The sequence below is a fragment of the Pseudomonas rhodesiae genome (assembly GCF_013285305.1).
GTDB classification, from domain to species: domain Bacteria; phylum Pseudomonadota; class Gammaproteobacteria; order Pseudomonadales; family Pseudomonadaceae; genus Aquipseudomonas; species Aquipseudomonas rhodesiae.
Genome location: NZ_CP054205.1, coordinates 1153306 through 1176496, shown reverse-complemented (window position 1 = coordinate 1176496; position 23191 = coordinate 1153306). Strand labels below are relative to the sequence as shown.

Annotated in this window: 22 protein-coding genes; 8 read left to right on the top strand and 14 right to left on the bottom strand. The window is 59.8% G+C overall.

All coding sequences use genetic code 11. The features are described from left to right. Nucleotides 1-11: 11 nt before the first annotated feature. From gatA to HRH33_RS05160, 5 genes are all read left to right on the top strand, one after another. Entirely contained in the window at nucleotides 12-1463 is a 1452-nt protein-coding gene (gatA, locus tag HRH33_RS05180) for an Asp-tRNA(Asn)/Glu-tRNA(Gln) amidotransferase subunit GatA (protein ID WP_167417306.1), read from the top strand. 10 nt (nucleotides 1464-1473) lie between these two features. Beyond that, nucleotides 1474-2919, top strand: a complete 1446-nt coding sequence (gatB, locus tag HRH33_RS05175) for an Asp-tRNA(Asn)/Glu-tRNA(Gln) amidotransferase subunit GatB (RefSeq protein WP_034095893.1) — start codon at nucleotides 1474-1476, stop codon at nucleotides 2917-2919. 158 nt (nucleotides 2920-3077) lie between these two features. After that, the gene (locus HRH33_RS05170) at nucleotides 3078-3449 is read left to right on the top strand and encodes a septal ring lytic transglycosylase RlpA family protein (RefSeq protein ID WP_034095892.1); all 372 of its coding nucleotides are present in this window, start codon (nucleotides 3078-3080) and stop codon (nucleotides 3447-3449) included. A 67-nt stretch (nucleotides 3450-3516) separates the two neighbouring features. Next, nucleotides 3517-4563 carry a calcium/sodium antiporter gene (locus tag HRH33_RS05165; protein ID WP_167417326.1) on the top strand — a complete coding sequence of 349 codons (1047 nt, stop codon included), beginning with the start codon at nucleotides 3517-3519 and terminating at the stop codon, nucleotides 4561-4563. Further along, nucleotides 4560-4940, top strand: coding sequence for a carboxymuconolactone decarboxylase family protein (locus tag HRH33_RS05160; RefSeq protein ID WP_034095890.1), 381 nt, complete (start codon nucleotides 4560-4562; stop codon nucleotides 4938-4940). The genes HRH33_RS05165 and HRH33_RS05160 overlap by 4 nt, the downstream gene beginning before the upstream one ends. Here the strand turns inward: HRH33_RS05160 and HRH33_RS05155 are convergent. The 5 genes from HRH33_RS05155 to kdgD all read right to left on the bottom strand — a co-directional run bounded on the left by HRH33_RS05155 (nucleotide 4937) and on the right by kdgD (nucleotide 11479). Beyond that, complete coding sequence (locus HRH33_RS05155) at nucleotides 4937-5878, bottom strand: AEC family transporter (protein WP_034136974.1); 942 nt, start codon at nucleotides 5876-5878, stop codon at nucleotides 4937-4939. The genes HRH33_RS05160 and HRH33_RS05155 overlap by 4 nt on opposite strands. 164 nt (nucleotides 5879-6042) lie before the next feature. Further along, complete coding sequence (gene garD, locus HRH33_RS05150) at nucleotides 6043-7596, bottom strand: galactarate dehydratase (protein ID WP_034095888.1); 1554 nt, start codon at nucleotides 7594-7596, stop codon at nucleotides 6043-6045. Between the two features lie 10 nt (nucleotides 7597-7606). Further along, a complete protein-coding gene (locus HRH33_RS05145; RefSeq protein ID WP_034136973.1) occupies nucleotides 7607-8971 on the bottom strand; it encodes an MFS transporter in 1365 nt (454 codons plus the stop codon). Between the two features lie 96 nt (nucleotides 8972-9067). After that, complete coding sequence (locus tag HRH33_RS05140) at nucleotides 9068-10513, bottom strand: aldehyde dehydrogenase family protein (protein ID WP_034095886.1); 1446 nt, start codon at nucleotides 10511-10513, stop codon at nucleotides 9068-9070. Between the two features lie 54 nt (nucleotides 10514-10567). Continuing rightward, entirely contained in the window at nucleotides 10568-11479 is a 912-nt protein-coding gene (gene kdgD / locus HRH33_RS05135) for a 5-dehydro-4-deoxyglucarate dehydratase (protein WP_034095885.1), read from the bottom strand. Nucleotides 11480-11713: 234 nt separating this feature from the next. Here kdgD and HRH33_RS05130 point away from each other — a divergent pair, with 234 nt between their 5' ends. Further along, nucleotides 11714-12868, top strand: coding sequence for a phospholipase (locus HRH33_RS05130; protein ID WP_167417307.1), 1155 nt, complete (start codon nucleotides 11714-11716; stop codon nucleotides 12866-12868). A 38-nt stretch (nucleotides 12869-12906) separates the two neighbouring features. On the opposite strand, the gene HRH33_RS05125 is transcribed toward HRH33_RS05130, so the two are convergent. Next, complete coding sequence (locus HRH33_RS05125; RefSeq protein WP_034095883.1) at nucleotides 12907-13656, bottom strand: FadR/GntR family transcriptional regulator; 750 nt, start codon at nucleotides 13654-13656, stop codon at nucleotides 12907-12909. 263 nt (nucleotides 13657-13919) lie between these two features. On the opposite strand from HRH33_RS05125, the gene HRH33_RS05120 reads away from it, so the two are divergent. Beyond that, entirely contained in the window at nucleotides 13920-15515 is a 1596-nt protein-coding gene (locus HRH33_RS05120; protein ID WP_167417308.1) for a glucan 1,4-alpha-maltotetraohydrolase domain-containing protein, read from the top strand. A gap of 62 nt (nucleotides 15516-15577) precedes the next feature. Here the strand turns inward: HRH33_RS05120 and HRH33_RS05115 are convergent, their stop codons facing one another. From HRH33_RS05115 to rplM, 7 genes are all read right to left on the bottom strand, one after another. Beyond that, a complete protein-coding gene (locus tag HRH33_RS05115) occupies nucleotides 15578-15997 on the bottom strand; it encodes a ClpXP protease specificity-enhancing factor (protein WP_034111756.1) in 420 nt (139 codons plus the stop codon). A gap of 17 nt (nucleotides 15998-16014) precedes the next feature. Continuing rightward, a complete protein-coding gene (locus tag HRH33_RS05110; RefSeq protein WP_034136968.1) occupies nucleotides 16015-16632 on the bottom strand; it encodes a glutathione S-transferase N-terminal domain-containing protein in 618 nt (205 codons plus the stop codon). 146 nt (nucleotides 16633-16778) lie between these two features. Continuing rightward, complete coding sequence (locus HRH33_RS05105; RefSeq protein WP_034095879.1) at nucleotides 16779-17561, bottom strand: cytochrome c1; 783 nt, start codon at nucleotides 17559-17561, stop codon at nucleotides 16779-16781. After that, complete coding sequence (locus HRH33_RS05100; RefSeq protein WP_034136967.1) at nucleotides 17561-18772, bottom strand: cytochrome b; 1212 nt, start codon at nucleotides 18770-18772, stop codon at nucleotides 17561-17563. The genes HRH33_RS05105 and HRH33_RS05100 overlap by 1 nt, the downstream gene beginning before the upstream one ends. Continuing rightward, nucleotides 18772-19365 carry a ubiquinol-cytochrome c reductase iron-sulfur subunit gene (petA, locus tag HRH33_RS05095; RefSeq protein WP_034136966.1) on the bottom strand — a complete coding sequence of 198 codons (594 nt, stop codon included), beginning with the start codon at nucleotides 19363-19365 and terminating at the stop codon, nucleotides 18772-18774. The genes HRH33_RS05100 and petA overlap by 1 nt, the downstream gene beginning before the upstream one ends. 266 nt (nucleotides 19366-19631) lie before the next feature. Next, entirely contained in the window at nucleotides 19632-20024 is a 393-nt protein-coding gene (gene rpsI / locus HRH33_RS05090) for a 30S ribosomal protein S9 (RefSeq protein WP_016971570.1), read from the bottom strand. Between the two features lie 14 nt (nucleotides 20025-20038). Then, a complete protein-coding gene (rplM, locus tag HRH33_RS05085) occupies nucleotides 20039-20467 on the bottom strand; it encodes a 50S ribosomal protein L13 (protein WP_003188508.1) in 429 nt (142 codons plus the stop codon). Nucleotides 20468-20714: 247 nt separating this feature from the next. On the opposite strand from rplM, the gene HRH33_RS05080 reads away from it, so the two are divergent. After that, nucleotides 20715-21755, top strand: coding sequence for an NADP(H)-dependent aldo-keto reductase (locus HRH33_RS05080; protein ID WP_167417309.1), 1041 nt, complete (start codon nucleotides 20715-20717; stop codon nucleotides 21753-21755). A gap of 104 nt (nucleotides 21756-21859) precedes the next feature. Here the strand turns inward: HRH33_RS05080 and HRH33_RS05075 are convergent, their stop codons facing one another. After that, nucleotides 21860-22996 (bottom strand): acyl-CoA dehydrogenase family protein, encoded by a 1137-nt coding sequence (locus HRH33_RS05075; protein ID WP_094065285.1) that lies wholly within the window; start codon nucleotides 22994-22996, stop codon nucleotides 21860-21862. Between the last annotated feature and the right edge of the window lie 195 nt (nucleotides 22997-23191).

Genomic DNA, 23191 nt, shown 5'->3' with positions numbered 1-23191 from the left:
AAGAGCCTTTCATGCATCACATGACTCTGGCCGAGATCGCCCGCGGTCTCGCCGATAAAAAGTTTTCCTCCGAAGAGCTGACCAAGACCCTGCTGGCGCGTATCGCCGAGCTGGACCCCAAGGTCAACAGCTTCATCAGCCTCACCGAAGAACTGGCCCTGAGCCAGGCCAAGGCCGCCGACGCCCGTCGCGCCAGCGGTGAGACCGGCGTACTGCTGGGCGCCCCGATCGCCCACAAAGACCTGTTCTGCACCCAGGGCATTCGCACCAGCTGCGGCTCGAAGATGCTCGACAACTTCAAGGCGCCTTATGACGCCACCGTGGTGTCCAAGCTGGCGACAGCCGGGGCCGTGACCCTGGGCAAGACCAACATGGACGAATTCGCCATGGGGTCGGCCAACGAGTCCAGCTACTTCGGCGCGGTAAAAAACCCGTGGAACCTGGAACATGTGCCGGGCGGCTCCTCCGGCGGTTCGGCAGCCGCCGTTGCCGCACGTTTCCTGCCGGCCGCCACCGCCACCGACACCGGTGGCTCGATTCGCCAGCCGGCGGCGTTCACCAACCTCACCGGTTTGAAGCCCACCTACGGTCGCGTTTCCCGCTGGGGCATGATCGCCTACGCCTCCAGCCTCGATCAGGGCGGCCCGCTGGCACGCACCGCCGAAGACTGTGCACTGTTGCTGCAAGGCATGGCCGGCTTCGACCCGCAGGATTCCACCAGCATCAATGAACCGGTGCCGGACTACAGCGCCAGCCTCAACACTTCGATCAAGGGCTTGCGCATCGGCGTGCCGAAGGAATACTTCAGCGCCGGCCTCGACCCGCGCATCGCCGAGCTGGTGAACAACAGCATCAAGGAGCTGGAAAAACTCGGCGCCGTGATCAAGGAAATCAGCCTGCCGAACAACCAGCACGCGATTCCTGCCTATTATGTGATCGCGCCGGCGGAAGCCTCCTCCAACCTGTCGCGCTTCGACGGCGTGCGCTTCGGCTATCGCTGCGAGAATCCAAAGGATCTGACCGACCTGTACAAACGCTCCCGTGGCGAAGGCTTCGGTGCCGAAGTGCAGCGCCGCATCATGGTCGGCGCCTATGCCCTGTCGGCCGGCTACTACGACGCGTACTACCTCAAGGCGCAGAAAATCCGTCGTTTGATCAAGAACGACTTCATGGCCGCCTTCGAAGAAGTCGACGTGATCCTCGGCCCGACCACGCCGAACCCGGCCTGGAAGATCGGCGCCAAGACCGGCGACCCGATCGCCGAGTACCTGGAAGACCTCTACACCATCACCGCCAACCTCGCGGGCTTGCCAGGCTTGTCTATGCCGGCCGGTTTCGTCGACGGTCTGCCGGTAGGCGTGCAATTGCTCGCCCCGTATTTCCAGGAGGGCCGCCTGCTCAATGTGGCGCACCAGTACCAGTTGCAGACTGACTGGCACACTCGCACCCCTACCGGCTTCTGAGGAGAACACTATGCAATGGGAAGTCGTGATCGGGCTGGAGATTCATACCCAGCTCGCCACCCAATCGAAGATTTTCTCCGGTAGCGCCACCACTTTCGGTGCCGAGCCCAACACCCAGGCCAGCCTGGTGGACCTGGGCATGCCCGGCGTGTTGCCGGTGCTGAACGAAGAAGCGGTGCGCATGGCGGTGATGTTCGGCCTGGCGATTGACGCCGAAATCGGCCAACACAACGTATTTGCACGCAAGAACTACTTTTACCCGGACCTGCCCAAGGGCTACCAGATCAGCCAGATGGAGTTGCCGATCGTCGGCAAGGGCCACCTGGATATCCCGCTGGAAGACGGCACCATCAAACGTGTCGGCGTGACCCGCGCGCACCTTGAGGAAGACGCCGGCAAAAGCCTGCACGAGGAATTCCCTGGCGCCACCGGCATCGACCTGAACCGCGCCGGTACTCCGCTGCTGGAAATCGTCTCCGAGCCGGACATGCGCAGCGCCAAGGAAGCCGTGGCCTACGTCAAGACCATCCACGCCCTGGTGCGCTACCTGGGCATCTGCGACGGCAACATGGCAGAAGGCTCGCTGCGTTGCGACTGCAACGTCTCGATTCGGCCAAAGGGCCAGGTCGAGTTCGGCACCCGCTGCGAGATCAAGAACGTCAACTCGTTCCGCTTCATCGAGAAAGCGATCAACAGCGAAGTGCGTCGTCAGATCGAACTGATCGAAGACGGCGGCAAGGTCATCCAGCAGACGCGCCTGTACGACCCGAACAAAGACGAAACCCGCGCCATGCGCAGCAAAGAGGAAGCCAACGACTACCGCTACTTCCCCGACCCGGACCTGTTGCCGGTGGTGCTGGAGGACTCGTTCCTCAATGACATCCGCGCCACCCTGCCGGAATTACCACAGCAGAAACGCGAGCGCTTCCAGGCGCAGTTCGGCCTGTCGGTCTATGACGCCAGCGTGCTGGCCTCCAGCCGCGAGCAAGCGAACTACTTCGAAAAAGTCGTGAGCATTGCCGGCGACGCCAAACTGGCGGCCAACTGGGTGATGGTCGAGCTGGGCAGCCTGCTGAACAAGCAGGGCCTGGAAATCGACGAAGCACCGGTCACCGCCGAGCAACTGGGCGGCATGCTGCTGCGCATCAAGGACAACACCATCTCCGGCAAAATCGCCAAGACCGTGTTCGAAGCCATGGCCAGCGGCGAAGGCAGTGCCGATGAGATCATCGAAAAGCGCGGCCTCAAGCAAGTCACCGACAGCGGCGCCATCTCGGCCGTTCTCGATGAAATGCTGGCGGCCAATGCCGAGCAGGTCGAGCAGTACCGTGCGGCGGACGAAGCCAAGCGCGGCAAGATGTTCGGCTTCTTTGTCGGCCAGGCCATGAAAGCGTCCAAGGGCAAGGCCAACCCGCAACAGGTAAACGAACTGCTCAAAAGCAAGCTCGAAGGCTGACAACGATGAATGGTCCGAGTGAGACTTCACGCTTAACTCGGACTCCCTATGGGAGGGGGCTTGCCCCCGATAGCGGTGATTCAGTCAACCCAGTGGTGGCTGACATTCAGCTATCGGGGGCAAGCCCCCTCCCACATTTGTAACGGGGTAACCTTAGAATGAAGCGTCTACTCGGCCTCCTGGCCCTGTTCTCTCTTTTAGGCGGTTGCGCCAGCGGCATCATCGACCCCAACGGCTACGACGAAACCGGCACCGCTTCCTATTACGGCGCCAGACACCACGGCAAGAAGACTGCCAGCGGTGAACCCTTCAACCAGAACGCCCTGACCGCCGCCCATCGGCAACTGCCTTTCGGCACCCAGGTCAAGGTGACCAACCTGAACAACGACCGCTCCGTGGTGGTGCGCATCAATGATCGCGGCCCGCATACCCGTGGGCGACTGATCGACCTCTCACGCAAGGCAGCCGAGCAACTGGGCATGCTGAGCAGCGGCACCGCACGGGTTCGCGTGCAGGCCCTGAGCAACTGAACCACAACGCAAAGGAGCCCTGGCCATTTTCGGATTAACCGCCCTCTCCCCCTGGAGCCTGCTGGAACTGATCAGCGGCCTGTTGCTGCTGATCATCGGCGCCGAAATTCTGGTACGCGCCGCGGTGCGCCTGGCCGCCAGCCTCAAGGTGCGGCCATTGATCATCGGTCTGACGATCGTCGCCTTCGGCAGCAGCGCACCGCAGATGACGGTCAGCCTGCAAGCCACCTTGGCCGGCAATACCGACATTGCCGTGGGCAGTGTGATTGGCAGCAGCATCTTCAACATCCTGGTGACCCTGGGCCTTTCTGCGCTGATCATCCCGCTGCGGGTTTCGCGACAACTGGTACGCCTGGATATTCCGGTGATGATCCTCGCCGGGCTGCTGGTATTTACCCTGGCCGCCAACGAGGAACTTACGCCGGTCGATGGCGCGCTGCTGCTGGTGGCGCTGATCGCCTACCTCGGTGTGCTGCACTACCAGACCCGCCACTCACGGCGGCCGCGTACCCTCGACACCGTGGCCCAGGCACCATGGCTGAGCAGCGCGCTGCTGATGTTGGGCGGTTTGCTGGTGCTGGTGCTGGCCGGGCACTTGTTGCTCGGTGCGGCGGTGGATGTGGCGAGCGACCTGGGCCTGTCGGAACGCATCATCGGCCTGACGCTGATCGGCGTAGGCACTTCGCTGCCGTGCATGGCCACCTCCCTGATCGCCGCCCTGCGTGGGCAGCGGGAAATCGCCGTGGGCAACGTGATCGGCAGCAATCTGTTCAATCTGCTGGGTGTGCTGGGCCTGACAGCGGTGCTGGCGCCGTCGCCGCTGTCGGTCTCGCCCAACGCACTGGTTTTCGATTTGCCGGTGATGCTCGGCGTAGTGGTGCTGTGCCTGCCGGTGTTCTATACCGGCTACCGCGTGACCCGTGCCGAAGGTTTGGTGCTGCTGGGCTTGTACCTGGCGTATGGGCTGCATGTGATGTCGTTCACCACCGGCATGCCCCTGGCCAACAAACTTGAACACTTGATGGTGTATTACATCCTGCCAGTGCTGGTGGCGTTTCTGTTGTTCAGCACGCTGCGAGCCTGGCGCCGCCAACACAAGAGGGAATCGTCATGACCGAGCAGAAAACACCTGGAGTTGAGATGCGGCGCCAGGTGATGGGCGACGCGTTTGTCGACCGCGCACTGGGCAACGCCACGGACTTCACCCAGCCGCTGCAAGACTTCGTTAACGAGCACGCCTGGGGCGCCGTGTGGAACCGCGACGGTTTGCCCCTCAAGACCCGCAGCCTGATCACCCTCGCCGCCCTGACCGCGCTCAAGTGCCCGCAAGAACTCAAAGGCCACGTACGTGGCGCGTTGAACAATGGCTGTAGCGTAGAAGAGATCCGCGAGGCCCTGCTGCACTGCGCGGTGTACGCCGGGGTGCCGGCCGCCATCGATGCGTTTCGAGCGGCGCAGGAAGTGATCGACAGCTACCAGAAAGACGCCTAGATCCAGCCCCCGGCCTGCAACACGAAAATACCGATATTCGTGGTCACCGCCGCCATCAGCGTGGTGATCACGATAATCGCCGCCGCCAGTTCATGATTGCCCTCGGCCGCCCGGGCCATCACAAAGCTGGCAGCTGCGGTCGGCGCTCCGAAGTACAAGAACAGAATCCCCAGTTCCGCCCCACGAAAGCCCAGCAGCCACGCGCCGAGCGTGGCGAGCAGCGGCAGCCAGATCATTTTCATCAGGCTCGCGCTTAACGCCATGCTGCCACTCTTGCGCAGCGCCGCCAGGGACAAGGTGCCGCCGATGCAGATCAAGGCCAGTGGCAAGGTGGTGTCTGCCAGGTACTGTGCGGACTTTTCCAACCAGCCCGGTAAACCGATCTTGAAGTAAGCGAACGGCGCGGCTGTGATCACGCTGATGATCAGCGGGTTGGCGACCACGCTTTTGAAGATGCTCCACGGGTCGGACTTGATCACCGGGCTATACACCGCCAGCACGATGGTCGACAGCGTGTTGTAGAACAGGATCACCAACGCCGCGAGGATCGCGCCGAGGGAGATGCCGTAGTCGCCATACATGCTCGCCGCCAGTGCCAGGCCGATCACGCCGTTATTACCGCGAAACGCGCCTTGGGCGTAGATGCCGCGATCTTCCTTGGGGCAACGAAAGATCGCCCACCCCCAAGCCAGGGCAAAGCTCACCAGCGTGGCGACGCAAAAGTAGATCAGCAGGCCCGGCTTGAGCGCCGAGTGCAGGTCGGCATGCAGGATGCCCAGGAACAACAGCGCCGGCATGGTGACGTTGAACACCAGGGACGATGCAGTGTGGATAAAGTTGTCGTTGATCCAGTTGATGCGCTTGAGCAGCACTCCCAGAAACAGCATGGCAAACACCGGCGCGGTGATCGTAAGGGTGGTGAGGAAGATAGCCAGCATGCCGGAGAGAACCTTGGTGAGCGTCGTTAGGTGGCTAATGATAAGCCATACAGCTCAGGGGTGCCTGTTAGACCGCTATCGGGGGCAAGCCCCCTCCCACAGTTTGAATTGTGAATACCTTCAAGTGTGGGAGGGGGCTTGCCCCCGATGCAGACGCCTCGGTCTCAGGTAATCGGCGCCGGGTTGAACAACGTGATGTCGTTGTGCAGCTTGTGATGCTCGGCCCACGTTTTCTTCTTGCCGCTGGCCACGTCCAGGTAAAAGTGAAACAACTCCCAGCCCAGCTCCTCAATGCTTGCGCGCCCGGTGGCGATACGGCCGGCGTCAATGTCGATGAGGTCCGGCCAGCGTTGCGCCAGCTCCGTACGCGTCGAGACCTTAACCACCGGCGCCATCGCCAGCCCATAGGGCGTACCACGACCGGTGGTGAACACATGCAGGTTCATCCCCGCCGCCAGTTGCAACGTGCCGCACACGAAGTCGCTGGCTGGAGTGGCGCAGAAGATCAGGCCCTTGCCCTTGAAGCGCTCGCCAGGGCCGAGCACGCCGTTGATTGCGCTGCTGCCGGACTTGACGATGGAACCCAACGACTTCTCGACAATGTTCGACAACCCGCCTTTCTTGTTGCCCGGCGTGGTGTTGGCACTGCGATCTGCCTCGCCTTTGGCCAGGTAACGGTCGTACCAATCCATTTCTCTGACCAACTCTTCGGCCACTTCTTTCGTCTGTGCGCGAGAGGTCAACAGGTAGATGGCATCACGCACTTCGGTGACTTCGGAAAACATCACCGTCGCGCCGGCCCGCAGCAACAAGTCCGAGGCGTAGCCCAGGGCCGGGTTGGCGGTGATACCGGAAAACGCATCACTGCCGCCGCACTGCATGCCCAGGATCAGCTCGGACGCCGGCACGGTTTCCCGGCGGCGCTGGTCGAGCTTCTTCAAGCGCACTTCGGCCAGTTCCATGATCTGCTCGATCATCTCGGTGAAACCGTGGCTGGAGTCCTGCAGCCGATACAGCCACGGCTCGCTCAAGTCGACGGAACTGTCGTTGTCGTGCATCACCTGGCCGGCCTGCAATTTCTCACAGCCCAGGCTGATCACCAGGGCTTCGCCCCCCAGGTTCGGGTTGCGCGCCAGGTTGCGCACGGTACGGATCGGGATGTAGGCATCCGTCGCGGTGATCGCCACCCCACAGCCGTAGCTGTGAGTCAGCGCCACCACGTCATCGACATTGGGGTACTTGGGCAGCAACTCATCCTTGATGCGCTTGACCGCGTGGTCCAGCACGCCGGTCACGCACTGCACCGTGGTGGTGATGCCCAGGATATTGCGCGTGCCGACGGTGCCGTCGGCATTGCGGTAGCCCTCGAACGTATAGCCCTCCAGCGGCGCCTGGCCCTCGGGCACTTCGGTAGACAGCGGCAGGCTATCCAGCGGTGGCGCGGTGGGCATGCGCAGTTGATCTTCCTGGACCCAACTGCCACGCGGAATCGGCGCCAAGGCATACCCGATGGTCTGGCCGTAGCGAATAATCTGACCGCCCTCGGGAATATCTTCCAGGGTCACTTTGTGGCTCTGGGGGATGAAGTCCACGGTCACCAGGCCGTCCGGGAACTCGGTCCCGGCCGGCACGCCCTGGTCGTTGACCACGATCACTACGTTGTCGCGCTCGTGCAAACGAATCGAGCGCGGCGAGTCGGCATGTTCAATCAACTGCATTACACGAACCTCAGGAATGCGCTTGGGTAAGGTGGGTTACTTCAGGCCCCTGGGCGGGCGGCTCTTTGAGCACCACGCGCTTGATCGGACCGACGATCACCAGGTAGCTGAACACCGCCACCAGCGCGTTGGCGCCGACAAACACCAGGGCCCATTTGAAAGAACCGGTGGTGCTGATGATGTAGCCGATGACAATCGGTGTGGTGATCGACGCCAGGTTACCGAAAGTGTTGAACAAGCCACCACTGAGGCCGGCGATTTGTTTCGGCGAAGTGTCGGACACCACCGCCCAGCCCAGTGCGCCAACGCCCTTGCCGAAGAAGGCCAAGGCCATGAAGCCCACCACCATCCACTCCACATCCACGTAGTTGCACGCAATGATGCTGCTGGACACCAGCAGGCCGGCGATGATCGGCGCCTTACGGGCGAAGGTCAGCGAGTGGCCTTTGCGCAGCAGGTAATCGGAAATCACCCCGCCGAGCACGCCGCCGATAAAGCCGCAGATCGCCGGCAACGAGGCGATGAAACCGGCCTTGAGGATGGTCATGCCACGGTCCTGCACCAGATATACCGGGAACCAGGTCAGGAAGAAGTAGGTGATGCCGTTGATGCAGTACTGGCCCAGATACACCCCGAGCATCATGCGGTTGGTGAGCAACTGGCGGATGTAATCCCACTTCGGCCCGTCGGTTTTCTTACCCTTGGCCTTGTCCTGATCCATATCGACCATCGCGCCATTGGCGGCGATGTGATTGAGCTCGGCCTCGTTGATCATCGGGTGCTGGCGGGGGCTGTGGATCACTTTCAGCCAGATCAGCGAGAACACGATGCCGATCACGCCCATCACGATAAACACGTGCTGCCAGCCGAAGCGGTAGACGATCCAACCCATCAGGGGCGCGAACAGCACCGTGGCGAAGTACTGCGCCGAGTTAAATATCGCCGAGGCGGTGCCCCGTTCAGCGGTCGGGAACCAGGCCGCGACTATGCGTGCGTTACCCGGGAAGGAAGGCGCCTCGGCCAGGCCCACCAGGAAGCGCAGCATAAACAGCGCGACCACGGCGGTGGAAACACCGAACTCACCCACATAGCCTTGCAGCACGGTGAACAGGGACCAGGTGAAGATGCTCAGGGCATAGACTTTTTTCGAGCCGAACCGGTCCAGCAGCCAGCCACCGGGAATTTGCCCGGCCACATAGGCCCAACCGAATGCGGAGAAGATGTAACCGAGAGTGACCGCGTCGATGCCGAGGTCTTTTTGCAGGCTGGAGCCCGCGATGGCGATGGTGGCCCGGTCGGCGTAGTTGATCGTGGTCACCACAAAGAGCATGAGCAGGATCAAATAGCGGACGTGGGTCGGCTTGGTCGCTTGCATGTAGAAGTACTCCCACTAATTATTTTTTTTGCGGGTAATGGTTTTCTGTTTTGGTCGTGGGGCCGGCAGGCGTCCGGCCCCACGGGGTATTGCGTCTTACGAACCGATGTAGCTGGTTTTCACCACGGTGTAGAACTCTTGCGCATAGCGACCCTGCTCACGCGAACCATAGGATGAGCCCTTACGCCCACCGAACGGAACGTGATAATCCACGCCGGCGGTCGGCAGGTTGACCATCACCATTCCGGCCTGGGAGTGGCGCTTGAAGTGATTGGCGTACTTCAGCGACGTGGTGGCGATACCGGCCGACAAGCCGAACTCGGTGTCGTTGGCCATGGCCAGGGCTGCCTCGTAGTCCGCCACGCGCACCACGTTGGCCACCGGCCCGAAGATTTCTTCACGGCTGATGCGCATGGCCGCTTCGCTGTCGGCGAACAAAGTAGGCGCGAGGAAGTAACCCTCGGTGTCGCACGTCACTAGGCTGCCACCGCTGACCAACCGCGCGCCTTCGCTTTGGCCGATGTCGATGTATTTCATGTCCTGATCCAGTTGGGCCTGGGACACGACGGGGCCGATATCGGTGCCGCTCTTGAGGGCATGGCCAACCTTGATCGACTTCATGCGCTCGGCCATGGCCGCGACAAACTGGTCGTGGATACCGGCGGTCACGATCAAACGGCTGGACGCTGTGCAACGTTGCCCGGTGGAGTAGAACGCGCTCTGTACCGCCAGCTCGACCGCTTGTTTGAGGTCGGCGTCGTCGAGAATGATCTGCGGGTTCTTGCCGCCCATTTCCAATTGCACTTTGGCCTGGCGCGACACACAACTGACGGCGATCTGACGGCCGACACCGACGGAACCAGTGAAGCTGATGCCGTCGACTTTCGGGCTGTTGACCAGCACATCACCGACCACACGGCCGCTGCCCATTACCAGGTTGAACACACCGTCCGGGAAACCGGCGCGGGAGATGATTTCCGCGAGGGCCCAGGCGCAACCCGGCACCAGCTCGGCGGGTTTGATTACCACGCAGTTGCCGTACGCCAGGGCCGGGGCGATTTTCCATGCGGGGATGGCAATCGGGAAGTTCCACGGGGTGATCAAGCCAACCACACCAAGGGCTTCGCGGGTAACTTCGACGTTGACGCCAGGACGCACCGACGGCACGTAGTCGCCGGACAAGCGCAGGCATTCGCCAGCAAAGAATTTGAAGATATTGCCGGCGCGGGTCACTTCACCGATGGCTTCGGGCAGGGTCTTGCCCTCTTCACGGGCCAGCAGGGTGCCGAGTTCTTCGCGGCGGGCGAGGATTTCGCTGCCGACTTTATCCAGCGCATCGTGACGGGCCTGAATGCCCGAGGTGGACCAGGCCGGGAACGCGGCGCGTGCGGCGTCGATGGCGGCGTTGACTTGAGCAACATCAGCCTTGGCGTATTCGCCGATGACATCGGACAACTCCGACGGGTTGATATTGGTGCAATAGTCCGCACCGGCCACCCACTGGCCATTGATGTAGTTTTCAAAACGTTTGGCTTGGGACACAAATCTTCTCCTGACGCAAAAGGCCGCTGATTGCTCAGCGGCCTTGTAAATGTCTTATTGCGGGCCTTGCTTATCGATCAGCGCGGCGAGGGCTTCGTACTCTTCCGGCAGCAGGTCGGTCAGCGGTGTGCGCACTGGGCCGGCGTCATAACCGGCGATTTTTGCGCCGGCCTTGACGATGCTCACGGCATAACCGGCCTTGCGGTTGCGGATGTCCAGGTAAGGCAGGAAGAAGTTGTCGATGATCTTGCTGACGGTGGCGTGATCATCCTTGGCAATCGCGTGGTAGAAGTCCATCGCGGTTTTCGGGATGAAGTTGAACACCGCCGAGGAGTACACCGGTACGCCCAAAGCCTTGTAGGCAGCGGCATAAACTTCCGCGGTGGGCAGGCCGCCCAGGTAGCTGAAACGATCACCGAGGCGACGGCGGATCGACACCATCAGTTCGATGTCACCCAGGCCGTCCTTGTAGCCGATCAGGTTCGGGCAGCGCTCAGCCAGACGCTCCAGCAGCGGCGCAGTCAGACGGCAGACGTTGCGGTTGTAGACCACCACGCCAATCTTGACCGATTTGCACACAGCCTCAACGTGGGCCGCAACCCCATCCTGGCTGGCTTCGGTGAGGTAGTGCGGCAGCAGCAACAGGCCCTTGGCCCCCAGACGCTCGGCTTCCTGAGCATATTCGATAGCCTGACGCGTCGAACCGCCGACACCGGCGAGGATCGGCACGCTGGTGGCGCAGGTATCAACAGCAGTCTTTACCACTTGAGAATATTCGCTGGCGGCCAGGGAGAAAAACTCACCGGTGCCGCCGGCGGCGAACAAGGCGGTGGCGCCGTACGGGGCCAGCCACTCCAGGCGCTTGATGTAACCCGCCTGGTGGAAATCACCCTGCGCGTTGAAATCGGTCACGGGGAAAGACAGCAGACCGTGGGAAAGGATGGACTTCAGTTCTTGTGGATTCATTATTCGAACACCCTGGGTAAAGACTTTCTGTCGAAAGGTTTGTTGTTGGTTTTGATAATGTCGTACGTCATCGTACAACTATAAAAGTATTCGTCAACTGCAATTCATCAACCTCCCAGCAAAGAGTGTTGAAACACGCATTCTTGACGTAAGAAATTTATGCTCTATGCTCGCCGTAGCTGTATATACATACAGCAATCAAGGAAGATTCCTACGACTTAGCAAGGAGCTAACATGTCAGGTCTTGAACTCGTATTACCCGAAAAAAACCCACCGACCCTACGCTTCGAAGGCGGCGAACATACGGCGATTGGCGACGATACGCTGCTGCGCTTCGCCAAAGACGCCGCGCCGATACCTGCGCGAGAAGTTGAGCTGCATCTGCCCAACGGGCTGGCACTGACTTACGGCCAAGTGATCGCCCTGGGCGGCGACTTCTATGGCATCCCTGGCCAACCGATCAGCGATGGCGCCTCCCCCGCCGAGCGTGTGCAACGCTTCACGGCCGCGTTCAATTCCCTGGCCGTGTTGCCGGCGTCACGGGAAGAAGCACGCAACATCCTTGCGGTGATGCAAAAGGAGATCAACGCGGTCAACCAGGCAATCAAGGCAGGCAAACAGCCTCATGAGGCGTACGACGCCTTGGGCGATAGCTTGTCCGAGGAGTGGAACCGCATCACCGGTGGCGGCAGCGCGGTGTCGGCGCTGATTCCGCTGGGACGTTACTTGAAACTGGCGGCGGACAACGCCGACCACTTCGGCGAGTGGGCGCTATCGGCCTACCTCGCCGGGCATACCGCAGCCCTGCAACAGGCAGTGGTAGCTCATCAGACTGGCACCGACCAGGCGCTGGAACTGGCCTATGCCATGAACAGTTTTGCCGATCATTTTTTGACCGATCTGTTTTCCGCCGGCCACCTGCGCGTGCCACGCAAGCAATTGGCCGCCGTGGTTACCCCCGGAGAACTCGGCTCGCTGATCAGCCGTTTCATGCACGACGAAGACAGTAAATTCGGGCTCAAGGTGCGCAATGCCATGGGTGACGAATGGCATGCCTACGGGGATAAACGCTACTTCGACAGCACCGATGCGGCCAATCGGGCCCAAGTCAAACGCGCGGTGCAAGCCTCGGCGAACGAAATCTTCGACACTTTCCTCAGCGGCACCGCGCCCTCCCCGGCCACCTTCAAGGCGCCGCTGTACGTGCCGGACCTGAATGCCGCTCAAAACCCGGCAAACAACTTTTCGCCGTTGTTCAAGAGGGAGGGCGACAAGGTGCTGCGGCGCGAGGACGTAAATGACTTGAACGACAAGCAGTGGACGAATGATTGGTGGGGATGGAGTACGTACTTGTTGCTCAAGGACTACAAACCCAATACACCGGTCTGATCACAACCGTTGCCCCGTCGATGATCAAACCCTGAGACTCACCCGCGCTGCGCCTGCGCCTCTTCATGGGCATGGCGCAGCCGCTCGCGACTGTTGGTCAGGTGCAAACGCATGGCCGCTCGTGCCGCGTCCGAATCCTGGCGGGCAATCGCTTCGTAGATTTCTTCGTGCTCGCGGCTCAGGCGGTCCATGTAATGCTGTTGGTCATCATGGGCCAAGCGTGCGGAGTTCAGGCGGGTCCGAGGAATGATGCTGGTACCCAGGTGGGTCATGATGTCAGTGAAGTAACGGTTGCCGGTGGACAATGCGATTTCCAGATGGAACGCGAAGTCTGACGCAACCGCATCCCCCGCGTGCGCGGCGCTTTCGTTCAGCGCGTCGAGTGCCGCGCGCATGGCCGCCAATTGCTCATCGCTGCGACGCAACGCGGCGAGGCCGGCCGACTCCACTTCCAGGCTGATCCGCAGCTCCAGAATCGCCAACACATCGCGCAAGGTCACCACGGTGGCGGGGTCGATACGAAAGCCGCTGGGGCTTGGTGTATCCAGCACGAAAGTGCCGATGCCGTGCCGGGTCTCTACCTGGCCTGCGGCCTGCAAACGTGAGATAGCTTCACGCACCACCGTGCGACTGACCCCATGAGCTTCCATGATCGCCGACTCGGTGGGCAGCTTATCGCCACGTTTGAGCTGACCATCGCGGATTTGCTCAGATAACACCGTGACCAATTCCTGAGCAAGGCTGCGGCGCTTGCGGGGAAGACGAGGGGCGGTGTTGGCGTTTTCCATGTGGGGTCATCTTTGTCGGTGAACTGAAGGGGCATCATAGCCCATGACGGTTGTATGATCACCGCTCGCGCTGCACTTTCATCGGCTTTCGCGCGCGTAGTACATATCGCCGCCGTACCTACCCGTGTTCGGATAGACCCACCGGTTACTTCAGCCGCGGCAGTGAGTGCGAAACGTTCTTCTGCCCCTGTCAGATATGACAGCAGACAACCTCACCAGACCGTCGCAGAGTCAAGCCTGTTCCGACACCCAGGTGAGCGCTCATGAAACGCCTTACTTTGTTATGCGCAGCCATAAGCTGGCTGCTGACCTGCGTCGTTCTGGCTTCCCCGGGCGTACGCAACGGCGGGGGCGAGGACGTCATATTGCAGGGGTTCCACTGGAACTCCAGTCGCACGACCCCGCAAACGTGGTACGAAATACTGAAACAAATGGCCCCCACCATCGGGCGCGATGGCTTCACCAAAATCTGGTTGCCTCCCGCCTGGGTCGATAAATCCAGCTGGGTCGACGCGAACTCAGGGACTTCCGGCGGCGGGGAGGGTTACTTCTGGCACGACTTTGACAAAAACAGCAATTACGGCAGCGAACCCCAGCTCAAACAAGCGGTTGACGCCTTATCGAGCGCTGGCGTGCAAGCGGTGTACGACGTAGTGCCTAACCATATGAACGACAACCTCCCCGGCACCCAGGTGCGCTTTCTTCGGCGCCTCAAGCTGTGGCGCACTGACTGCATCTCCCCCACCCCTGCGTCAAGCTGCGACGAAGGCGACCCGTTTTATAGCGGCAAGGCCGACCTCAACACCAGCAGTCCGGAGGTTTCGTCACGCATGATGCAGGAGTTCAGGAACCTGCGGGATAACTACGGCGCCAAGGGCTTGCGCTTCGATTTTGTGCGCGGCTATGCGCCGGAGCGGGTCAACCTGTGGATGAAAGATTTTGGCGACCAAGCGTTCTGCGTTGGCGAACTGTGGAAAAGCCCTGGCGAGTTTCCCGCCAGCGACTGGCGCAATAAAGCCAGTTGGCAGGACATTCTCAAGGACTGGTCGGACAGATCGCGTTGCGCAGTCTTCGATTTCGCGCTCAAGGAGCGCCTGCAAAATGGCAGCCTCGCCGAATGGCGGCACGGCCTCAGTGGCAACCCGGACCCAGCCTGGCGGCAGATTGCGGTGACGTTCGTCGACAACCACGACACCGGCTATTCCCCGGGGCAATACGGCGGGCAGCACCACTGGCCTGTGCCCGAAGAGAAGCGCAACATCGCCTACGCTTACATTCTGCTGAGCCCCGGCATACCCACGGTGTATTGGCCCGACATGTACGACTGGGGCCGTGGCGATCTGATTCGCATGCTGATCAAACTGCGCAAGGACGCCGGCATTCGAGCCGACTCGCCCATCCGCTTTCAGAGCCACTATTCAGGATTGGTGGCTACGATCAATGGCAGTCGCCGGCGCTTATTGATCGCCCTGGACGCGGACCTCAGCATGATCCCGGAGGGTTTTACCCAGGCACTGTTCGCGGACGCAGAGCGTATTCGAGCCTGGCAAACTCGCTCGGCACCGGAAGACACCACGACGACACTACACTGCGACAATGCAAACCCTGGCAATGGGCAGGCAGTGTACGCCGTGGGTTCGCCGGTTGAACTGGGCGCCTGGGATCCGGCCCACGCCATCGCACTGAAGCCCACGGCGCCGCAGCGGTGGAGCGGCGCCGTGGTATGGCCGACCCAGCAAGCCATCAAATGGAAATGTGTGATCCGCAGCCTCAGCAACGCCAACCAAGCCTATTGGCAAAAGGACCCCGACAACTCGTTGACCACCGGTGCCGGCACCGAGGCCGTAGGCAGTTTTTGACAAAAAAATGCCCCGGCAAGACCGAGGCATTTTTCAACCGACGTGCGAACGACGCCGTTTTGTCACTTCACCACTTTCAGACTAGGACGACCGCTGGGACGCGGAGGCTCAGTGTCCGGTGGCGGCATATCGTCGCCCTCTTCGCTGTCGATCGTTTCGTCATCCTCGAAGGGCGACTCCAGATCAAACACCATGCCTTGCCCATTCTCACGGGCATAAATCCCGAGAATGGCGCCAATCGGCACATACAGCGTATGGGGCACACCGCCAAAACGCCCTTCGAAGCTCACCGCTTCGTTGTCCATGTGCAGATGACGCACGGCACTGGGCGAGATGTTCAGCACGATCTGTCCATCACTGGCAAACCCCTGCGGTACCTGAACCGCAGGAAATTCGGAATTGACCAGCATGTGCGGGGTGCAATCGTTGTCCACAATCCACTCATAGAGCGCGCGGACCAGGTAGGGTCGACTGGAGTTCATCAACGGCTCCTTAAGCCTTAGCGCATATCGCGTTCGACACCAGACAGACTCGCCTGGAAAGCCTCACGCGCAAACTGGCGCTCCATGTAATCAAGCAACGGCTTGGCAGGCCGAGGCAGTTCAATGCCCAGAATCGGCAAGCGCCAGAGTATGGGTAATAGGCAGCAATCCACCAAGCTTTGTTCCTCGCTGAGGAAAAAAGGTTTATCGGCGAACAACGGCGAAACGCCGGTCAGGCTTTCGCGCAATTCCTTACGCGCCTGCACCCGAGCGGGCTCTTTTGTACGCGAATCCAGAATCACATCCACCAACCCGCACCAGTCACGCTGGATCCGATGGATCAGCAGCCGGCTGTTGGCACGCGCCACCGGGTACACCGGCAGCAGAGGCGGATGAGGATAACGCTCATCCAAGTATTCCATCACCACGGTCGACTCCCACAACGCCAGGTCACGATCGACCAGGGTGGGCAAGCTGCCGTAAGGGTTCACTTCGATCAGCTTCGGCGGCTGACGGCCCGCCTCCACACTGATGATCTCGGCGCTGACACCCTTCTCTGCGAGCACAATACGTACTCGGTGGGAATAGTGGTCGGCGGGGTCGGAGTAACAGGCCAACCGATTGGTCACGCCCATGGCGGTCCTCCTCGCTTGTTGAAATTATCGAAAGCTCAAAAACGAGCGCGCCCAGAGAGCATCTCTGTAGTACCTGATGACCAGGTCGCTACGGTTCAGAGATGCCGCTGGGCGCGCAAGATTAACAGCAATTGCTTACGGTTGGATCAATGCACATCCTTCCAGTATTCGCGTTTGAGCAGATAGGCGAATACGAAGAAGAAGGCCAGGTACAGCAATACATAGGTACCGATACGCTGGTGTTGCAGTTTGACCGGGTTAGCCGAGTAGGCCAGGAAGGTCACCAGGTTCTTGACCTTCTCGTCGAACTGCTCTTCATTCAGTGCACCGGTCTTAGGCACGATGGTCAATTGATCGCAGGCCTCATGGGTCAGAGGCGTGCCGGTCAACGGATCATATTGCTTCTTACCGTTCTCAACGACCTGAACCTGCTTGCATCCTACCACTTGGCGCCCCTGCAGGCCGACCAGCACGTTAGGCATGCCGACGTTCGGGAACACTTTGTTGTTCACACCCCAGGGGCGTGTCGGATCTTCGTAGAACGACTTCAGATAGCTGTACAGCCAATCGGTGCCACGCACACGAGCGACCAGGGTCAGATCAGGCGGTGCAGCACCGAACCAGGCCTTGGCGTCCGCCGGCTGCATGCCGATGTTCATGTGGTCGCCGATCTTGGCGCCAGTGAACACCAACTTTTCCAGCATCATTTCATGAGGGATGCCCAGGTCATCGGCAACGCGCTCATAGCGTTGGAATTTGGCGCTGTGGCAACCCATGCAGTAGTTGGCGAACGTACGCGCACCGTCCTGCATGGCGGCTTTGTCGGATACGTCAATATCGACTTTTTCCAGTTCCGGCCCGCCATGTTCGGCAGCGAAGGACAGCAGCGGCAGTGCCGCAAGCATCAATGCAACGAATAATTTTTTCATCAGCCAGTCACCCTTTCCGGAACCGGTTTGGTCTTCTCTAGCCGGGTATAGAACGGCATCAGAATGAAGTAGGCGAAGTACAGGAAGGTGCAGACCTGCGACAGCAACGTCCGCCCCGGGGTTGGCGCCAGTACGCCCAATACGCCCAGGATCACGAAAGCAATGCAGAACACCCACAACCAGATCTTGCTCAGCCAGCCCTTGTAACGCATGGACTTGACCGGGCTTCGGTCGAGCCAGGGCAGTACGAACAACACCGCGATGGCCGCGCCCATGGCGATCACGCCCATAAGCTTGTCTGGGATGGCCCGCAAGATCGCGTAGAACGGCGTGAAGTACCAGACGGGAGCGATGTGCTCAGGTGTCTTGAAGGCATTGGCCTGTTCGAAGTTAGGCTTCTCCAGGAAATAGCCGCCCATCTCCGGGAAAAAGAACACGATCGAGCAGAACACGAACAAGAACACCACTACGCCGACAATGTCTTTGACGGTGTAGTACGGATGGAAGGGAATGCCATCCAGCGGGATACCGTTCTCGTCCTTGTGCTTCTTGATGTCCACGCCATCCGGGTTGTTCGAACCCACTTCGTGCAGAGCCAGGATGTGCAGCACCACCAGTCCCAGGATCACGATGGGCAACGCCACCACATGCAGGGCGAAGAAGCGGTTCAGAGTGATGCCGGAGATCAGGTAGTCACCCCGAATCCACTGGGTCAGGTCATTGCCGATCACGGGGATCGCGCCGAACAGCGAGATGATCACCTGGGCCCCCCAGTACGACATCTGGCCCCACGGCAGCAGGTAACCCATAAAGGCTTCGGCCATCAGCGCCAGGTAGATCAGCATGCCGAAGACCCACACCAGTTCACGCGGCTTCTGATAGGAACCGTAGAGCAGACCACGGAACATATGCAGATAGACCACGATAAAGAACGCCGAAGCGCCAGTGGAGTGCAACAACCGCAGGATCGAGCCGTACTCGACGTCACGCATGATGTATTCGACGGAGGCGAATGCCTCTTCCGCCGAAGGGTTGTAGCTCATGGTCAGCCACACGCCGGTGACAATCTGGTTGACCAGCACCAGCAGCGCCAGGGAGCCGAAGAAATAGAAGAAGTTGAAGTTTTTTGGAGCGTAGTACTTGCTGAGATGGTCTTCCCACATTTTGGTGGCGGGGAAGCGCGCATCCACCCAATCCATGAACTTGCTCATCACGCGTTCTCCTTATCGAGGCCAATGACAATAAGGTCGTCAGTTTCGTAGGTATGCGGTGGCACGGGCAGGTTCAGCGGAGCAGGTTGGGACTTGTAGACGCGGCCAGCGAGATCGTAGTGAGAACCGTGGCATGGGCAGAAATAACCGCCGACCCAATCCTGGCCCAGATCGGCAGGGGCCACTTCCGGGCGGAAGGTTGGCGAGCAACCCAAATGGGTACAGAGTCCGACCAGCAACAGAATCTCTGGTTTGATCGAACGCACTTCGTTCTTGGCGTAGGCGGGTTGGTCGGATTTCTCGGACTTCGGGTCAGACAACTGCCCCTCGATCTTTTTAAGATTTCCCAGGATTTCCTCGGTACGACGAACGATGAACACTGGCTGACCGCGCCATTCAGCAATCATCTGCTGGCCTGGCTCGATTTTGCTGACATTCACCTTCACCGGTGCACCTGCGGCTTTCGCCTTGGCACTGGGAAACCATGACCCCACGAACGGGACCGCAGCCCCCACCGCTCCTGCAGCACCCACCACGGATGTGGCTGCTACCAAGAAGCGACGCCGGCCTGCATTCACGCCGTCATTGCTCATTCAGTCCTCTCCCATCAGCTTTTTGGCCTGTTAAATCAGGCGTCTACTAAGTATTAAATCTGAACTTATAAAAATTTTGCCGAATGGTAATGAAAAGCCCCACCTCTGACAAGGGAATTACCCGGAGCTCCGGCTCCAGGCCTTGTAGTATAGGGGGTCTACGGATGTGGCAAGTTGTCACGCCAATTTTTATGCATAAATTGCAGGCAATAAAAAACGCCCAGCTCCGTGAGGAGGCTGGGCGTTCTTCTGGAACGTAAAGCGAATTAACGCTTCGAGTACTGCGGACGCTTACGCGCTTTACGCAGACCGACTTTCTTACGTTCAACTTCACGAGCATCGCGAGTCACGAAGCCAGCTTTGCGCAGAGCGCTACGCAGGGTTTCGTCGTAGCTCATCAGTGCGCGAGTGATACCGTGGCGGATTGCGCCAGCTTGACCACTTACACCGCCACCGATAACGGTGACGTAGATGTCGAACTTTTCAACGGTCTCGGTCAGTTCCAGCGGCTGACGAACTACCATGCGGGCAGTTTCGCGGCCGAAGAAGTTGTCCAGGGAGCGGTTGTTGATCGAGATGTTACCAGTGCCCGGACGCAGGAAAACGCGTGCGGTTGCGGTTTTGCGACGGCCAGTGCCGTAATTTTGAGTCGCCGACATAATGAACTATTCCGTTAAAACTTCAGTTCTTGGGGCTGCTGAGCAGCATGAGGGTGGACAGCGCCCGCATAGACTTTCAGCTTGCGAAACATATCGCGACCCAGTGGGCCCTTCGGCAGCATGCCTTTGACCGCGATTTCGATCGGGGCTTCAGGCTTCTTGGCAATCAGGCCTTCGAAGTTGGAAGACTTGATACCGCCTGGGAAACCGGAGTGACGGTAGTACATTTTGTCGCTTGCTTTGTTGCCGGTTACACGAACCTGCTCAGCGTTGATGATCACGATGTAGTCACCGGTATCGACGTGAGGGGTGTACTCAGGCTTGTGCTTGCCACGCAGACGGCTGGCGACTTCAGTGGCCAGACGACCCAGGGTCTGACCAGCGGCGTCGACGACAAACCAGTCGCGCTGAACTGTTTCCGGTTTTGCAGTAAAAGTTGTCATTCTTTAATAGCCTCAGGGGCCGCCCTGTAAATTAGACGGCGGATCTTACTGAATAGTGCGTACTTTGACAAGTCAAAGGCAGCCGGATACAGACGCTATCGGGGGCTCGGGTCGGCGCGTCCGTTCAACGGCAAGATTCTTCGGCAGGCGGCGCATCACTTCCACTGCAGAAAGAGGTGGGCAATTATGCAGATTGCGAAAAAAAATTCAACCTGCTTTTATGATTGTTTTCCCGAAGGAGTACCCGATGGATTATCGACAGCTGGGCCGTACGGATCTGAACGTGAGCGCGATAGCCTTGGGCACCATGACCTGGGGCGAGCAGAACAGCGAGGCAGAGGCCTTCGCGCAGATCGAACGAGCCAAGGCCGCGGGGATCAACTTTCTCGACACCGCTGAAATGTACCCGGTGCCGCCCAAGGCCGATACCTACGCCACCACCGAACGCTACATCGGCAATTACTTCAAAAGCCGCGGCGACCGTGCCGATTGGATTCTGGCCAGCAAGATCGCCGGCCCCGGCAACACCATCGACTACATTCGCGACGGCCATCTGCGCCACAACCGCAAGCACATCGTCCAAGCGCTGGATGCCAGCCTCAAGCGCCTGCAGACCGACTGGATCGACCTGTATCAATTGCACTGGCCGGAGCGCAGTACCAACTTCTTCGGCCAACTGAGTTACAAACACAAGGACGAAGACGACCTCACGCCGCTGGAGGAAACCCTCGAAGCGCTGGACGAACAGGTCAAGGCCGGCAAGATCCGCCACATCGGTCTGTCCAACGAAACCCCGTGGGGCACCATGAAATTCCTGGCCTTGGCCGGGGCCCGCGGCTGGACGCGCGCGGTATCGATCCAGAACCCGTACAACCTGCTCAACCGCAGCTTTGAAGTGGGCCTGGCGGAAGTCGCGATTCGCGAACAGTGCGGGCTACTGGCCTACTCGCCCCTGGCGTTCGGCATGCTCAGCGGCAAATACGAAAACGGTGCGCGTCCAGCCAAGGCGCGCCTGACCGAATACAGCCGCTTCAGCCGCTACTTCAACCCGCAGTCGGAGGCGGCGTGCAGCCGCTATGTGGCACTGGCGCGCGAACACGGCCTGGACCCGGCGCAGATGGCCTTGGCCTTCGTGACGCAACAGCCGTTCGTGACCAGCAACATTATTGGCGCAACGTCGCTGGCGCAACTGGACAGCAACATTGCCAGTGCTGATCTGAAGCTATCGAAGGAAGTACTGGAAGGGATTGAGGCGATTCAGAAGGATCATCCGAACCCGGCGCCCTGATTGGTCTGTAGACCGTTATCGGGGGCAAGCCCCCTCCCACATTCAAATGCATTCCAATGTGGGAGGGGGCTTGCCCCCGATGACGCATTCATGACCAGCAAAAATCAAAGCGACCGCGCAATGATCTCCTTCATGATCTCATTGGTCCCCGCATAGATCCGCTGCACCCGCGCATCCGCCCAGGCGCGGGCAATCGGGTATTCCCACATAAAGCCGTAGCCACCGTGCAGTTGCACGCACTCGTCGAGCACTTTGCATTGCAGGTCGGTGGCCCAGTACTTGGCCATTGCGGCGGTGGGCACGTCGAGTTTCCCTTCAAGGTGCAGCGCCATGCACTGATCGACAAACACCCGACCGACCTGAATTTCAGTGGCCATCTCCGCCAGCTTGAAACGGGTGTTCTGGAAATCGGCGATCGCCTTGCCGAACGCCTTACGCTCGCGGGTGTATTCCAGGGTCCACGCCAACGCCGCCTCGGCGGACGACAGCGCGCCGATCGCCACCGTCAAACGCTCCTGCGGTAACTCCTGCATCAGATAGGCAAAGCCCATCCCCGCCTGGCCCAAGATGTTCTCCTTGGGCACTCGCACATCCTGGAAGAACAGCTCGGAGGTGTCCTGCGCCTTCATGCCAACCTTCTCCAGACGCTTGCCCTTGGCAAAGCCCGGCGTATCGGCCTCCACCAGAAACAGGCTGGTACCCTTGGCGCCAGCCTTGGGATCGGTCTTGGCCACCACGATCACCAGGTCGGCGAGATAGCCGTTGGTGATAAAGGTCTTGGAGCCGTTGATCACATACTCATCGCCATCCAGCACGGCGGTAGTCTTGACCCCTTGCAGGTCGGAGCCTGCGCCGGGCTCGGTCATCGCGATGGCGGTGACCATCTCCCCAGAGATCAATTTCGGCAGGTATTTATGCTTCAGCGCCTCACTGCCGTAGTGCAGGATGTAAGGCGCAACAATGTCCGAATGCAGGGAGAAACCAATGCCGGTCAGCCCCAGCCGGCCGATCTCCTCGATCACCACGGCGCTGTAGAGAAAGTCAGCGTCCAAGCCGCCATAAGTGTCCGGCAAGTGGGAGCACAACATGCCGGCCTCCCCCGCCTTACGCCACAGGTCGCGATCGATATAGCCCTGCTTTTCCCACTGCGCATGGAACGGCACGGCTTCTTTTTCCAGAAAAGTGCGCACGCTCTCACGAAAGAGTTCGTGGTCGGGGCTGAACAAGGTTCTCGGGATCATGGCGCACCTGTTTGGATTGTCGGACAAGGACGAGCTCACAGAGCCTATGCCGCCAAAGCGTCACGGGACACTGGACACATGCGACAAAAAATAAGACGATCCAGCCGTCTGGTGACCACTTTCCCCTATAAGAATAATTGAAATTATGTCTAACCAAATCTCCACGCCATTACGGCGCGTCAGCATTTTGGCCAT

What these genes read in the sequence shown, in the direction of transcription:
- HRH33_RS05120 (WP_167417308.1), top strand. Translation starts at nt 13,920, where the DNA reads ATGAAACGCCTTACTTTGTTATGCGCAGCCATAAGCTGGCTGCTGACC.
- petA (WP_034136966.1), bottom strand. Translation starts at nt 19,365, where the DNA reads ATGAGCAATGACGGCGTGAATGCAGGCCGGCGTCGCTTCTTGGTAGCA.
- HRH33_RS05170 (WP_034095892.1), top strand. Translation starts at nt 3,078, where the DNA reads ATGAAGCGTCTACTCGGCCTCCTGGCCCTGTTCTCTCTTTTAGGCGGT.
- HRH33_RS05115 (WP_034111756.1), bottom strand. Translation starts at nt 15,997, where the DNA reads ATGAACTCCAGTCGACCCTACCTGGTCCGCGCGCTCTATGAGTGGATT.
- kdgD (WP_034095885.1), bottom strand. Translation starts at nt 11,479, where the DNA reads ATGAATCCACAAGAACTGAAGTCCATCCTTTCCCACGGTCTGCTGTCT.
- rpsI (WP_016971570.1), bottom strand. Translation starts at nt 20,024, where the DNA reads ATGTCGGCGACTCAAAATTACGGCACTGGCCGTCGCAAAACCGCAACC.
- HRH33_RS05100 (WP_034136967.1), bottom strand. Translation starts at nt 18,772, where the DNA reads ATGAGCAAGTTCATGGATTGGGTGGATGCGCGCTTCCCCGCCACCAAA.
- HRH33_RS05130 (WP_167417307.1), top strand. Translation starts at nt 11,714, where the DNA reads ATGTCAGGTCTTGAACTCGTATTACCCGAAAAAAACCCACCGACCCTA.
- garD (WP_034095888.1), bottom strand. Translation starts at nt 7,596, where the DNA reads ATGCAGTTGATTGAACATGCCGACTCGCCGCGCTCGATTCGTTTGCAC.
- HRH33_RS05075 (WP_094065285.1), bottom strand. Translation starts at nt 22,996, where the DNA reads ATGATCCCGAGAACCTTGTTCAGCCCCGACCACGAACTCTTTCGTGAG.
- HRH33_RS05110 (WP_034136968.1), bottom strand. Translation starts at nt 16,632, where the DNA reads ATGGGCGTGACCAATCGGTTGGCCTGTTACTCCGACCCCGCCGACCAC.
- rplM (WP_003188508.1), bottom strand. Translation starts at nt 20,467, where the DNA reads ATGACAACTTTTACTGCAAAACCGGAAACAGTTCAGCGCGACTGGTTT.
- HRH33_RS05105 (WP_034095879.1), bottom strand. Translation starts at nt 17,561, where the DNA reads ATGAAAAAATTATTCGTTGCATTGATGCTTGCGGCACTGCCGCTGCTG.
- HRH33_RS05160 (WP_034095890.1), top strand. Translation starts at nt 4,560, where the DNA reads ATGACCGAGCAGAAAACACCTGGAGTTGAGATGCGGCGCCAGGTGATG.
- HRH33_RS05155 (WP_034136974.1), bottom strand. Translation starts at nt 5,878, where the DNA reads ATGCTGGCTATCTTCCTCACCACCCTTACGATCACCGCGCCGGTGTTT.
- gatA (WP_167417306.1), top strand. Translation starts at nt 12, where the DNA reads ATGCATCACATGACTCTGGCCGAGATCGCCCGCGGTCTCGCCGATAAA.
- HRH33_RS05145 (WP_034136973.1), bottom strand. Translation starts at nt 8,971, where the DNA reads ATGCAAGCGACCAAGCCGACCCACGTCCGCTATTTGATCCTGCTCATG.
- gatB (WP_034095893.1), top strand. Translation starts at nt 1,474, where the DNA reads ATGCAATGGGAAGTCGTGATCGGGCTGGAGATTCATACCCAGCTCGCC.
- HRH33_RS05080 (WP_167417309.1), top strand. Translation starts at nt 20,715, where the DNA reads ATGGATTATCGACAGCTGGGCCGTACGGATCTGAACGTGAGCGCGATA.
- HRH33_RS05125 (WP_034095883.1), bottom strand. Translation starts at nt 13,656, where the DNA reads ATGGAAAACGCCAACACCGCCCCTCGTCTTCCCCGCAAGCGCCGCAGC.